11 protein-coding genes are annotated in these 13,792 nt (G+C 43.5%); all 11 read left to right on the forward strand.

What is annotated here, in order from left to right; genetic code table 11:
- Positions 1-17: 17 nt before the first annotated feature.
- The 11 genes from JZY04_RS11540 to JZY04_RS11590 all read left to right on the forward strand — a co-directional run bounded on the left by JZY04_RS11540 (position 18) and on the right by JZY04_RS11590 (position 13,649).
- The gene (locus tag JZY04_RS11540) at positions 18-1,196 is read left to right on the forward strand and encodes a class I SAM-dependent rRNA methyltransferase (RefSeq protein WP_122142869.1); all 1,179 of its coding nucleotides are present in this window, start codon (positions 18-20) and stop codon (positions 1,194-1,196) included.
- Positions 1,197-1,535: 339 nt separating this feature from the next.
- Positions 1,536-2,795: a nucleoside permease gene (locus JZY04_RS11545; RefSeq protein ID WP_005775766.1), complete on the forward strand. Its 1,260-nt coding sequence runs from the start codon at positions 1,536-1,538 to the stop codon at positions 2,793-2,795.
- A gap of 2 nt (positions 2,796-2,797) precedes the next feature.
- Positions 2,798-3,367, forward strand: coding sequence for a bifunctional nuclease family protein (locus tag JZY04_RS11550; RefSeq protein ID WP_122142870.1), 570 nt, complete (start codon positions 2,798-2,800; stop codon positions 3,365-3,367).
- 5 nt (positions 3,368-3,372) lie between these two features.
- Entirely contained in the window at positions 3,373-4,062 is a 690-nt protein-coding gene (locus JZY04_RS11555; protein ID WP_005775763.1) for a 16S rRNA (uracil(1498)-N(3))-methyltransferase, read from the forward strand.
- A gap of 26 nt (positions 4,063-4,088) precedes the next feature.
- On the forward strand, positions 4,089-5,642 hold the full coding sequence (locus JZY04_RS11560; RefSeq protein ID WP_122142871.1) for a DUF4836 family protein: 1,554 nt from the start codon (positions 4,089-4,091) through the stop codon (positions 5,640-5,642).
- A gap of 10 nt (positions 5,643-5,652) precedes the next feature.
- Positions 5,653-6,297, forward strand: a complete 645-nt coding sequence (locus tag JZY04_RS11565) for an ATP-binding cassette domain-containing protein (protein WP_122142895.1) — start codon at positions 5,653-5,655, stop codon at positions 6,295-6,297.
- Positions 6,294-7,499 (forward strand): ABC transporter permease, encoded by a 1,206-nt coding sequence (locus JZY04_RS11570; RefSeq protein ID WP_122142872.1) that lies wholly within the window; start codon positions 6,294-6,296, stop codon positions 7,497-7,499. The genes JZY04_RS11565 and JZY04_RS11570 overlap by 4 nt, the downstream gene beginning before the upstream one ends.
- A gap of 219 nt (positions 7,500-7,718) precedes the next feature.
- A complete protein-coding gene (miaA, locus tag JZY04_RS11575) occupies positions 7,719-8,639 on the forward strand; it encodes a tRNA (adenosine(37)-N6)-dimethylallyltransferase MiaA (RefSeq protein ID WP_181996440.1) in 921 nt (306 codons plus the stop codon).
- 290 nt (positions 8,640-8,929) lie between these two features.
- On the forward strand, positions 8,930-9,856 hold the full coding sequence (locus JZY04_RS11580) for a diacylglycerol kinase family protein (RefSeq protein WP_005810037.1): 927 nt from the start codon (positions 8,930-8,932) through the stop codon (positions 9,854-9,856).
- A gap of 15 nt (positions 9,857-9,871) precedes the next feature.
- On the forward strand, positions 9,872-10,675 hold the full coding sequence (gene kdsA, locus JZY04_RS11585) for a 3-deoxy-8-phosphooctulonate synthase (protein ID WP_122142874.1): 804 nt from the start codon (positions 9,872-9,874) through the stop codon (positions 10,673-10,675).
- A 154-nt stretch (positions 10,676-10,829) separates the two neighbouring features.
- Complete coding sequence (locus JZY04_RS11590; RefSeq protein ID WP_122142875.1) at positions 10,830-13,649, forward strand: pitrilysin family protein; 2,820 nt, start codon at positions 10,830-10,832, stop codon at positions 13,647-13,649.
- The last annotated feature ends 143 nt before the right edge of the window (positions 13,650-13,792 follow it).

The raw sequence follows: 13,792 nt of genomic DNA on the forward strand, positions 1-13,792 counted from the left end.
AACAACATAATAAATTTATGCATAAAGTATATCTTAAACCCGGCAAAGAAGACTCACTGAAACGGTTCCATCCCTGGATTTTCTCCGGGGCCATTGCTCACTTCGACGGCGAACCCGAAGAAGGAGAAGTAGTGGAAGTGTATACCTCAAAAAAAGAATTCATAGCTAAAGGGCATTTCCAAATCGGAAGCATTGCCATACGTGTTCTTTCCTTTAAACAAGAAGAGATCGACCATGACTTCTGGAAGCGCAAGTTGGAAGTGGCTTATGACATGCGACGCAGCATCGGCATCGCTACCAACCCGACTAACAACACTTACCGCCTGGTACACGGAGAAGGCGATAACCTGCCAGGACTTGTTATCGATGTTTATGCCCGGACCGCCGTAATGCAGGCACACTCTGCCGGCATGCACGTAGACCGCATGGCCATTGCCGAAGCATTGTCCGAAGTGATGGGCAAGCAGATTGAAAACATCTACTATAAATCGGAAACGACTTTGCCATTCAAAGCGGACCTTTTTCCGGAAAACGGTTTCCTCAAAGGAGGAAGTAACGAAAACATCGCTCAGGAATATGGATTAAAGTTCCATGTAGACTGGCTGAAAGGACAAAAAACGGGATTCTTCGTAGACCAACGCGAAAACCGTGCTTTGTTGGAACGTTATGCCAAAGACCGTTCGGTATTAAACATGTTCTGCTACACTGGCGGATTCTCCTTTTACGCCATGCGTGGAGGTGCCAAACAGGTACATTCGGTAGACAGTTCTGCCAAGGCCATTGATTTGACTAATAAAAATGTAGAATTAAATTTCCCGGGTGATACCCGTCATGCGGCTTTTGCAGAAGATGCTTTCAAATATCTCGACCGCATGGGCGACCAATACGATTTGATCATCCTCGATCCGCCGGCATTCGCCAAGCACAAAGACGCATTGCGCAACGCCCTCCAAGGTTATCGCAAACTTAATGCCAAAGCATTTGAGAAAATCAAACCGGGCGGTATCCTGTTCACCTTCTCTTGTTCACAGGTAGTGACCAAAGATAATTTCCGTACTGCTGTATTCACAGCAGCAGCCATGTCCGGTAGAAGTGTACGCATACTGCATCAGTTGACTCAACCAGCAGATCATCCGGTAAATATCTATCATCCGGAAGGAGAATATCTCAAAGGATTGGTACTGTATGTCGAATAACCGCCTTAATAGCATAAAAACAGAAGCCACAAAGTTAAGATGAGTTAACAAACAGAAGATTTTCACCAAATCGTTATGTTTTATAACATAAAACCCTTTATCTTTGCAATGTGTTTTTCATGGTATTAGATTTAAGGTTAATAAAGATTGGCTGTCTGGGATAGATAGCCTTCTTTTTTTATATACCCTTTCCTTCTTTGCATTTCCAATTTTCTTTTGCTATTTTTCCCTTTCTTCCTCCCTTTTATCCTGTGCTTTTTCCACTCTGTCAACTAAAAATATTATATTTGCAGCTGATCTGCCATATATTGGCACGACGGGAAACACATCAATAAAGTTATGAATATAAAAAATCGTTTGATTATTATGAACTTCCTGCAATTCTTTGTATGGGGGTCGTGGTTAATTTCATTAGGTGGCTATATGGAAAGAGGCCTCCATTTCGAAGGTGGACAAATCGGAGCTATCTTCGCTACAATGGGAATCGCATCTATCATCATGCCGGGAATAACAGGTATTATTGCCGATAAATGGTTCAACGCCGAACGTCTTTATGGTATTTGTCATTTATTAGGAGCCGGCTGTTTGTTTTACGCATCCACCGCTACCGACTATAATCAAATGTATTGGGCCATGTTACTCAACCTGATGGTTTACATGCCTACCCTTTCCCTTGCCAATACAGTTTCATATAACGCACTTGAACAATATAAATGTGATTTAGTAAAGGATTTCCCGCCTATCCGCGTATGGGGAACCATCGGTTTCATCTGTGCCATGTGGGCAGTAGACCTTACAGGATTCAAGAACTCCAGTGCACAACTTTATGTAGGAGCAAGTTCAGCCTTACTTTTGGGGATATATTCTTTCACGCTGCCTCCCTGTCCACCGGCGAAGAATGAAAATAAAACTTTATTATCTTCTTTCGGACTTGATGCCCTCAGCCTGTTCAAAAGAAAAAAGATGGCTATTTTCTTCTTTTTCTCTATGCTATTGGGTGCGGCATTGCAAATTACAAATACCTATGGTGATGCATTCCTGGGTAGTTTCGCCAAAATACCCGAATTTGCAGATTCCTTTGGTGTCAAACACTCGGTAATTCTACTATCTATCTCACAAATGTCCGAGACCCTGTTTATCTTGGCCATCCCCTTCTTCTTGAGACACTTCGGAATCAAGCGTGTCATGCTGATCAGTATGTTCGCCTGGGTATTCCGATTCGGGCTGTTTGGATTCGGTGATCCGGGTGCGGGCATCTGGATGCTGATTTTATCCATGATAGTATATGGTATGGCATTTGACTTCTTCAACATTTCCGGTTCTTTATTTGTTGAATTGGAAACAAAACCTGAGACAAGGGCCAGCGCACAAGGCTTGTTCTTCATTATGACAAACGGACTTGGAGCCGTCATCGGAGGATATGCCAGCGGTGCTGTAGTGGACGCATTCTCCGTATACGAAAACGGAATGTTGGTAAGCCGAGATTGGCCGACCATCTGGTTTATATTTGCAGCATACGCACTGGCCATCGGCATTTTATTTGCCGTTGTTTTCAGATACAAACATCAACCGGGAGAACTTAAGAAAGTGAATAATTAACAATGGATAAGAAAGTAGAACTACAGGTATTGAACATTTCTAACAGCCAGGCGCAGGTGGGTGCCTATGCAATGGTACTGGGAGAAGTAGATGGCGAACGGCAGTTACCTATCATAATAGGACCAGCCGAAGCGCAAGCCACAGCCATTTGCCTGAAAGGAATAAAAGCCCCTCGCCCGCTGACACACGATTTATTTTACTCGTGTTTGAATGTTCTGGGAGCATCTTTGCTCCGGGTACTGATTTATAAAGCAAAAGAAGGTGTCTTTTATTCGTATATCTACTTTAAAAGAGACGAAGAGATTATCCGGATAGATGCACGTACTTCGGATGCGGTAGCATTGGCCGTGAGGGCAGATTGCCCCATATTTATATACGAATCTATCCTTGAACGCGAATGCATTCGGATGACAGACGGTGCTGAACGTCCTGATTCACCGGAAGAAGATGATAACTCACGTACGGAGGCAGTCAGCATTATTTCCCTTGAAGAAGCCTTAAGCAAGGCCATTCAAGAAGAGAATTATGAACTTGCCGCCCGACTGCGTGATGAGATAAACCGATATAAATAAAAGATATGCACGTATTTTATACCCCTGATATACAAACCAATGCTGAGCTTCCGGAAGAGGAGGCACAGCATTGTGTGCGTGTGCTCCGTCTGACAGCCGGAGACGAAATCACCCTGACCGACGGTAAAGGAAACTTCTATCGGGCAGAGATCAGTGCAGCAACCAATAAACGTTGCCTGGTGAATATTAAAGAAACTATTCATCAAGAGCCTTTATGGGAGGGCCATCTGCATATTGCCATGGCACCGACCAAGAACATGGACCGTAATGAATGGCTCGCTGAAAAAGCGACAGAAATAGGTTTCGATGAATTGACGTTTCTGAACTGCCGCTTTTCCGAACGAAAAGTGATCAAGACGGAACGTATCGAAAAGATATTGGTATCGGCCATCAAACAATCATTAAAGGCACGCTTGCCCCGGTTGAACGAAATGACTGACTTCAATTCGTTCATTGAAAAAGACTTCTCAGGACAAAAATTCATAGCCCACTGTTATGAAGGAGAGAAACCTCTCCTGAAGGATGTACTGAAAAAAGGAGAAGATACATTAGTATTGATCGGGCCGGAGGGCGACTTCAGCGAAGAGGAAGTGAAAAAAGCCATCGAAAAGGGATTCATCCCGATCAGTTTAGGCAAATCACGACTACGAACAGAAACGGCGGCATTAGTGGCTTGCCATACAATGAATATGTAATTTACAGAACTAAATATATAGTAATTATGGTAAAACGAATGATTTCCCGACTTTCGGTACTGGGAGTACTGATTGTTTTCATGGCAGCCTGCTCAAAGAAAGCGGAATATATCCATGTGATTCCTGCTGACGCTTCGGCTGTTGCCTCCGTCAATCTGAATACGCTTGCCGACAAAGCCGGCCTGAATGATAAAGAAAACGAAGGAATGAAACAAAAAATGATGGAAGCCCTGAAAAGCGGAATGAACGCGGCCGCCTTCCAGCAATTGGAAAAGATAATGAAGGATCCTTCCCAATCGGGTATCGATATCAAGGCCCCCGTCTTTGTGTTTACTTCCAAAACGTTCATTACCCCCGCTATGGTTGCCAAGATTAGCAATATCGACGACTTGCGTGCTTCTCTTGACTTAATGGCCAAAGAGGGAATCTGCCAGCCGATAGCAGAAGAAGACGGATACAGTTTCACTACTCTGCAAAAAAACAGCTTGTTGGTTTTTAATGAAAACGCAGCAGTCTTGACAGAAGCCTACGGAACTTCACAAATGGATGTTGCCAAACAAACCATCTCTACTTTACTAAAACAGACGGAAGAGAACAGTATCATGAAGAACAGCGGTTTCAAAAAGATGCAAAATCAAAAAGGGGACATTAACTTCTTTGCTTCAATGGATGCTGTTCCTAAGATATACTCACAACAAATCAGTATGGGACTTTCTTCACAACTCGATCTAAGCGAAGTAATGGCCGTAGGCAATCTCAACTTTGAGAAAGGAAAGATAGCTCTGCAGATTGAAACTTATTCGGATAACGCCGAAACAGACGCACTGCTAAAGAAGCAGGCTCAAGCTGTGAAAAAACTAAATACAACTTTCCTCCAGAATTTCCCGGAATCGACTCTTGCCTTTCTAAACATAGGAGTCAACGGGGCAGCATTCTATGACCTATTGCTCAACAACGAAGAATTCCGCAGAAACGTTTCCCTTGCAAAAGCCGAGGAGGTGAAAAGTTTATTCGCATCTTTCGATGGTGATATCTCTATCGGTCTGATTAACGTAACCATGAACAGTGCACCCACTTTCGCTGCTTATGCCGACGCAAAGAACGGAAATGCCCTGAAAGCATTGTACGATAAAAAGAAAGAATTGAAATTAGGTAGAAATGAAGACATCATCCAACTGGGCGAAAATGAATACGTTTATAAGTCCAACACCAATAATGTGTTCTTTGGCATCCGTAACAAACAAATGTATGCCACCAACGACGAGCTCCTCTACAAGAATATCAGTAAGCCGGTAGACAAATCAATCAAAGATGCCGGATATGTATCGGATATGAAGGGCAAAAATGTGTTCTTTGTTATCAACATGGATGCCATTTTAGATCTTCCTGTCGTGAAAATGATAACCGGTTTCGGTGGCGAAGAATACCAGACTTACTATAAACTTGCTTCACAGATTTCTTATATTGAAGCATTCAGTGACAGCGAAGGTAAGACTGAAACAGCCATTCTCCTGAAAAACAAAGATGTCAACGCTTTAAAACAGATAGTAGACTTTGCCAAACAATTTGCCGGCATGTAACCTTCAGCGTATGAACAGCATTCACTTACAGCAAACACTTCCCCAAGTGTTTGCTGACCGTAACTCGGTCATTTCGGATGTATGGCATCAGGACCTCTTTTTCCATAAAGGAAAATCTTACCTGATCGAAGCAGCATCCGGTACCGGAAAATCATCGCTATGCAGCTATATCTATGGCTACCGAAACGACTATCAAGGAATTATCAATTTCGATGAAACCAATATAAAAGCATACTCGGTGAAGCAATGGGTTGAACTCAGGAAGCATTCACTGAGTATGCTATTTCAGGATTTGCGCATTTTCACAGAGCTGACTGCCATCGAAAATATCCGGTTAAAGAATAACCTAACCGGATATAAAACCCGGAAAGAGATATTGGCATTGTTCGAAGCACTGGGACTTTCGGACAAGTTGAATGTAAAAGCAGGAAAACTATCTTTCGGACAACAACAAAGAGTGGCGTTCATCCGGTCACTTTGTCAACCCTTCGACTTTATTTTCCTGGATGAACCCATCAGCCATCTTGACGATGACAACGCACATATCATGGAAGAGTTAGTGACGGGAGAAGCCGAGAAACAAGGGGCGGGTATCATCGTGACGTCCATCGGAAAGCATATCGAGTTAAAGTATGACAGAATATTAAAATTATGAACAACTTAGTCTGGAAGCTGCTCCGCCAGCATATCAGCATCGGTCAGTTGACCGGTTTCTTTTTTGCCAACCTTTTCGGGATGGTCATTGTGTTGCTCAGCGCACAATTCTACAAAGATGTACTTCCCATCTTTACCGAAGGGGATAGTTTCATGAAGAAAGATTATATTATTGCTAGCAAGAAAATCAGCACATTAGGCACTTTCGCAGGTAAGAATAATACCTTCTCCCCCAAAGAAATCGAGGAACTGAAACAACAGTCATTCACCCGAACAGTAGGCGCTTTCACCCCTTCGCAATTTAAAGTATCCGCCGGTCTGGGAATGCAGGAAGCAGGAGTACACCTTTCTACGGAAATGTTTTTCGAAGCCGTCCCTGACGAATTCGTAGACGTCAACCTCGACAAATGGTACTTCGATAAAAATACCCATACCCTCCCCATCATCATTCCACGCAATTATCTGAACCTGTATAACTTTGGTTTTGCCCAAAGCCGAAACCTGCCTAAACTCTCGGAAGGCCTGATGAGTCTGATCCAGATGGACATCCTGATGAAGGGGAATGGACGGGTAGAGCAATACAAGGGGAATATCGTCGGCTTTTCCAACCGGTTGAACACCATTCTGGTTCCACAGTCTTTCATGGATTGGGCTAACAAGAACTTCGCACCGGATCGTCAGGCAGATCCTTCACGACTGATTGTTGAAGTAAACAACCCGACTGACGCCTCTATCGCAAAATATTTTCAGCAGAAAGGTTATGAAACGGAAGACGGGAAACTGGATGCCGGTAAAACGACTTATTTCCTGAGACTGATTGTGGGTATCGTTCTGGCTGTGGGACTGTTCATCAGCTTGCTCTCTTTCTATATATTGATGCTCAGCATTTTCTTGTTACTGCAAAAAAACACCACCAAGCTGGAAAGCCTGCTTCTGATAGGATACAGCCCTTCGAAAGTGGCACTCCCCTATCAGACCCTGACAGTAGGACTTAATATTGTAGTGATGTTATTATCCATAGGAATTGTTTCGTGGACACGTGCATCTTATCTCGAAACACTAAACTCACTTTTCCCACAGATACCCTCCGGATCACTTTGGCCCACATTCACTATCGGCATATTGCTGTTCTTACTGGTATCATTCATCAATATTATTGTTTTGAAAAAGAAGATGTTATCTATATGGATGCACAACGCATAAGAGAGATCAGGACATAAAAAAAGGAGCAACGCCTTGCTCCAACCTTTGTTAACCTTAAATCTAATACTATGAAAAACACATTGCAAAGATACGCACTCTTTGGTTATCTGCAAATAATACAAGAAAAAAAGCATGTTTTATAACACCATTTAAGAGTTTAACATCTGCTTTTCACTTCCTTTTTCATATCTTTGTCCAATCATTAATAAAGTTATGACCATGCCGGACTATGATATGATTGCCATACTTGGCCCCACCGCTTCAGGTAAAACCCCTTTTGCTGCCGCATTAGCTGCAGACTTAGATACTGAAATCATCAGTGCCGATTCACGCCAGATTTACCGGGGAATGGACCTCGGAACAGGCAAAGATCTGGAAGATTACACCATCAACGGGCAGCAAATTCCCTATCACTTGATCGATATTGCCGACCCGGGTTATAAATACAATGTTTTTGAGTATCAACGTGATTTCCTGACAGCTTACGAGACTATTAAACAAAAAGGGCGCCTTCCCGTTCTATGTGGAGGTACGGGATTGTATCTGGAATCGGTACTGAAAGGATATCGCCTGATTCCCGTCCCCGAAAATCAAGAATTGCGCACACGTCTGGCGGAAAAACCATTGGAAGAACTGACCGGCATATTAAGCCAGTATAAGACACTTCATAACTCGACAGATGTAGATACCGTTAAACGGGCAATCCGCGCCATCGAAATTGAAGAATATTACGCAAAGACGCCGATAGAAGAAAGGGAGTTTCCACAACTGAACAGCCTGATTATCGGAGTGGACATCGACCGGGAGTTACGACGGGAAAAAATCACCCGCCGGCTGAAGCAAAGGCTGGATGACGGCATGATAGAAGAGGTACGCCGCTTATTGGCACAAGGAATCCATCCGGATGACCTGATTTATTATGGGTTGGAATACAAATACCTGACTCTGCATGTTATCGGGAAAATGACGTATAAGGAAATGTTCACGGGCTTGGAAACTGCCATTCATCAGTTTGCCAAACGGCAAATGACCTGGTTTAGGGGAATGGAACGAAGGGGCTTTACCATTCATTGGGTAAATGCTTCACTTCCGATGGAGGAAAAGATTAACTTTGTAAAGCAGAAACTCAAAGAGTTTTAGTAACTTTGGCGAAGTTCTTAACAGCCTTTGCTTTGTTCATCAACTCGTCCCGCCTGCCTGGGCTCATTAGCCCGCGTACGCGGGCTAATGAGCCCAGGCAGGCGGGACGATGAGTCCGCGTATGCGGGACGAGCTAAAGGACGAGGGAAAAGCTAATAAATAACCAATGTCAGACGGTTAAAGTACGGTAAGTCCGTTGTTAATAAACGAATGATCTACCGCTTAAGCAAGAAACCGGTTCGCTGACAGAGAGATTGAATTAGAAGTACGAAATAATAAATGTAAAATCCATGAGCGTAGAACCTGGAAAATGGGGTGTAATCTACAATCCCAAAGCAGGCACACGAAAAGTGCAGAAACGATGGAAAGAAATTAAAGAGTACATGGACTCTAAAGGGGTGTCATACGACTATGTGCAGTCCGAAGGTTTCGGTTCAGTAGAACGACTTGCCGGAATTTTGGCCAACAATGGTTACCGAACCATCGTAGTTGTGGGGGGAGACGGTGCACTTAATGACGCCATCAACGGCATTATGAGCTCGAATGCAGAAAAAAAAGACGAAATAGCCATTGGTATCATCCCTAACGGAATTGGAAACGACTTTGCCAGATATTGGGAACTGAACCTGGAATATAAGCAGGCAGTGGACTGGATCATTAACAACCGCCGAAAGAAAATAGATGTAGGTTACTGCAATTTTTACGATGGCGAGAAGCACCGGCGACGTTATTTCCTGAATGCCGTTAACATAGGGTTAGGGGCACGTATCGTAAAAATCACCGATCAAACCAAACGTTTCTGGGGCGTAAAGTTCCTCTCCTACCTGGCAGCTCTTTTCCTGTTGATATTCGAACGTAAGCTATATCGCTCACATCTCAAGATTAACGACGAACATATACGCGGCCGGATCATGACAGTCTGTGTAGGAAGCGCTACCGGATACGGACAAACTCCAAGCGCTGTTCCTTATAATGGCTGGTTAGATGTATCAGTCATCTACCGTCCTGAGTTCCTGCAAATAATATCCGGACTTTGGATGCTTATCCAGGGACGTATCCTGAATCATAAAGTCGTGAAGTCTTATCGCACCCGGAAAGTAAAGGTATTGCGTGCACAAAATGCCGCAGTCGACCTTGACGGACGTCTCCTGCCACGTCATTTTCCCATCGAAATAGGAATTATTCCGGAAGCAACCACATTGATTATACCCAATTGATAAAATATAAATGTTATGATAGAACAACTGAAAAACAATAAGACGGGAAACTTCTTCCTATTGGCCGGACCATGCGTTATCGAAGGTGAAGAGATGGCCATGCGAATTGCCGAAAGAATAGTAAACATCACCGATAAACTGGGAATTCCTTATGTATTCAAAGGTTCATATCGCAAAGCTAACCGCTCACGCATGGATTCATTCATGGGAATTGGTGATGAAAAGGCATTAAAGGTTCTCGAAAAAGTGCACAGAACCTTCGGAATACCTACCGTAACAGATATTCACGCTGCCGACGAAGCGGCCATAGCGGCCAGTTATGTAGATATTCTGCAAATCCCGGCCTTCTTGTGCCGACAGACGGACTTGCTGGTAGCGGCAGCTAAAACCGGAAAAACGATTAACATCAAAAAAGGACAGTTTCTCTCCCCACTCGCCATGCAATTTGCAGCCGACAAAGTGATAGAAGCCGGAAACAAGAACGTGATGCTGACTGAACGTGGAACAACATTTGGTTATCAGGACTTGGTGATTGATTACAGGGGTATACCGGAAATGCAATCTTTTGGTTATCCGGTCATTCTGGATGTAACCCACTCATTGCAACAACCTAATCAGACAAATGGAGTAACGGGAGGAATGCCGCAATTGATTGAGACGGTGGCCAAAGCCGGTATCGCTGTCGGTGTCGACGGACTTTTCATTGAAACGCACGAAAATCCCACAGTAGCCAAGAGTGACGGTGCCAATATGCTGAAGCTTGACCTATTGGAAGGATTATTGACTAAACTGGTGAAAATTAGAGAAGCGATTATGTGATTTACTTCCCGGCAATGCGACTGATAGAAAAAACAGAAACAAGATTATTCACCACAGAACGCACTGAAAGCACAGAATCTTGTACATAAAAACATCAAAACGAGAGTGTAATCAGTGTATACTGCGGTAGATAGAATTCAAAAACAGTATAGCAATGAAACATTTATTCCGTGGTTTACTTTTCGTTGCAGTCATCCTGTGCTGCAACTTCCAGCAGGCCTTTGCACAGCAAATGCCACCCATCCCTATCGACAAGAACGTACGTATCGGAAAGTTAGACAATGGTCTGACCTACTACATCCGTAAGAACAATCTGCCCGCCAACCGTGCCGACTTCTACATTGCCCAGAAAGTGGGCTCTATCCAAGAAGAAGAAAACCAACGTGGATTGGCACACTTTCTGGAACATATGTGTTTCAATGGAACCACTCACTTCCCGGGTGATGCGCTGAAACAGTATCTGGAACGTATCGGAGTAAAGTTCGGTGAGAATCTGAATGCATATACTGCCATCGACGAAACGGTTTACAACATCTCCAATGTACCGGTCAACACTCCCGGAGCAGTAGATTCTTGTTTACTGATCCTCCACGACTGGAGCAATGACCTGACCCTCGATCCGAAGGAAATTGATAAAGAACGAGGTGTCATCAATGAGGAATGGCGTACTCGTATGAGTGCCATGATGCGTATGCAAGAGAAACTTCTACCGATGATGTATCCGGGCGACAAATATGCCAACAGTTTCCCCATTGGAACCATGGACGTAGTGATGAACTTCAAACCACAAACACTGAGAGACTACTATGAAAAGTGGTACCGTCCGGACCTACAGGGAATCGTCATTGTCGGTGATATCGACGTAGATGCCGTAGAAGCCAAGATCAAAACAATGTTCGCTGATATTCCGGCACAGCCGAATGCCGCCGAACGTATCTATTATCCGGTTGCCGATAATAAAGAACCGATCATCTGTATCCTGAAAGATAAGGAACAGCCTTATGTACAGGTTCTTCTTTTCAATAAGCACGAAGCAATTCCTGACAATCAGAAAGGCAATGTGGACTACCTGATACAGCAGTATGCCAAGGATCTGATCAGCAGTATGCTGAACGCACGTTTAAATGAATTGGCACAAACGGCTAACCCGCCTTATATCTATGCCGGAACGGAAGACAGTCACTTTTTCGTATCCAAAACCAAGGATGCCTTTCTCGGAGTTGTGGTCTGCAAAGAAGACAGTATAGATAATGGTATCGCCACCCTGCTGCGCGAAATAGAACGTGCCCGCCAGTTCGGCTTCACCGAAACAGAATACAACCGTGCCCGTGCAGAATACTTACGCCAATTGGAATCGGCTTACAACGAACGGGATAAACAGAAAAATAATAAATATGTGGACGAATATGTCCGTCACTTCCTTGATAACGAACCAATACCGGGTATTGAAAACGAATATACTTTTATCAATCAGATAGCTCCAAATATTCCGGTGGCAGCAATCAACCAATTGATGAAAGGGCTTATTACGGACAATAATCAGGTAGTAGCTCTTTTCGCTCCTGAAAAAGAAGGTCTGAAACTGCCTTCCGAAGCGACCATAAACAAACTGCTGAAAGATGCAAAAGCGGAGAAACTGACTGCTTATGTAGACAAGGTATCAGACGAACCTTTGATGGCCGAAGCTCCGAAAGGGGGGAAAATTGTTTCCGAAACGAAAGATGATATCTTTGGAACAACTACTCTGACTCTATCCAACGGAGTAAAAGTAATTATAAAAAAGACCGATTTCAAAGCAGACGAAATCCGTATGAAAGGTGTCAGTCTGGGAGGCAGTTCTTTATTCCCCGATTCGGAAATCATTAATATAAGTGGTCTGGATGCTGTCGGCGCCGGTGGTTTAGGTAACTTCAGTGCAGTAGATCTTGAGAAAGTGCTTGCCGGAAAGAAAGCATCGGTTAATTACAATATCTCACTCACGACCGAAAACGTTTCAGGAAGTTGCTCTCCCAAAGATTTTGAAACGATGATGCAGCTCACTTACCTCACATTCACCGCCCCGCGCAGAGACAACGATGCATTTGCATCTTATAAAAGTCGTAGTAAAGCCACGTTAAAGAATCAAGAACTGAATCCGGATGTGACATTCAGTGACTCTATACAAGCCGGTATTTATATGAATCATCCGAGAGCCAGACGCATAAAAGCCGATATGGTGGATCAGATGGATTACAATAAGATTCTGTCTATGTATCAGGATCGTTTTAAAGATGCAAGCGACTTCACATTCATCTTTGTCGGTAACGTAGATGTAGAAAAGATGAAACCAGTCATTGCAGAATATCTGGGTGCACTCCCTGCCATCAATCGTCAGGAGACTTTTAAAGATAACAAAATAGAAGTGCGTCAGGGCATTTACAAGAACGAATTCACCAAGAAGCAGGAAACGCCCAAAGCTTCGGTATTCGTTTACTATAGCGGAGACTGCAAATATGATCTGAGAAACAACCTTCTGCTCGGCATGACAAGCCAGATACTCGATCTGGTTTACACAGAAAAAGTACGTGAAGACGAGGGAGGTACCTATGGAGTATACGTAGGTGGAAGGTTACAAAAATATCCCAAAGAAAAAATATTTTTGCAGATTATCTTCGATACAGCCCCCGATAAGAAAGAGAAATTGATGAAAATCATCTTTGACGAGATAACCAACATAGCGAAAACCGGTCCGTCAGAAACCAACTTGAATAAGGTGAAAGAGTACATGCTGAAAAAGCATACCGAGGACCTGAAAGAGAATAGCTACTGGTTGGGAAGTATCGACGAATACCTGTATACCGGCGTTAACCGTGTGAATGACTACGAAAAGATAGTCAACAGCATTACGGTAAATGATATCCGGAAATTCGCAGACGACCTGTTCAAACAAAAGAACGAGGTGGAAGTGACAATGGTCAGTGCGGAAAATGAATAATCAATCCTAAAAGCAAAGAGCATCAAAAAATCTTTTCCACCACAGATTTCACAGATTAGAATCACAGTCATTCAAAATCCGAGAATGAAACTCAGACAATGAAAACCGGTGTAATCTGTGGTGGTTTTGCTCTCCCCCCTCCT

It is taken from the genome of Bacteroides sp. 11BF (genome assembly GCF_019633765.1).
Classification (GTDB): Bacteria; Bacteroidota; Bacteroidia; order Bacteroidales; family Bacteroidaceae; genus Bacteroides; species Bacteroides hominis.

Coding starts and splice junctions, on each gene's coding strand:
- JZY04_RS11540 (WP_122142869.1), top strand. CDS start 18: ATGCATAAAGTATATCTTAAACCCGGCAAAGAAGACTCACTGAAACGG.
- JZY04_RS11545 (WP_005775766.1), top strand. CDS start 1,536: ATGAATATAAAAAATCGTTTGATTATTATGAACTTCCTGCAATTCTTT.
- JZY04_RS11550 (WP_122142870.1), top strand. CDS start 2,798: ATGGATAAGAAAGTAGAACTACAGGTATTGAACATTTCTAACAGCCAG.
- JZY04_RS11555 (WP_005775763.1), top strand. CDS start 3,373: ATGCACGTATTTTATACCCCTGATATACAAACCAATGCTGAGCTTCCG.
- JZY04_RS11560 (WP_122142871.1), top strand. CDS start 4,089: ATGGTAAAACGAATGATTTCCCGACTTTCGGTACTGGGAGTACTGATT.
- JZY04_RS11565 (WP_122142895.1), top strand. CDS start 5,653: ATGAACAGCATTCACTTACAGCAAACACTTCCCCAAGTGTTTGCTGAC.
- JZY04_RS11570 (WP_122142872.1), top strand. CDS start 6,294: ATGAACAACTTAGTCTGGAAGCTGCTCCGCCAGCATATCAGCATCGGT.
- miaA (WP_181996440.1), top strand. CDS start 7,719: ATGCCGGACTATGATATGATTGCCATACTTGGCCCCACCGCTTCAGGT.
- JZY04_RS11580 (WP_005810037.1), top strand. CDS start 8,930: ATGAGCGTAGAACCTGGAAAATGGGGTGTAATCTACAATCCCAAAGCA.
- kdsA (WP_122142874.1), top strand. CDS start 9,872: ATGATAGAACAACTGAAAAACAATAAGACGGGAAACTTCTTCCTATTG.
- JZY04_RS11590 (WP_122142875.1), top strand. CDS start 10,830: ATGAAACATTTATTCCGTGGTTTACTTTTCGTTGCAGTCATCCTGTGC.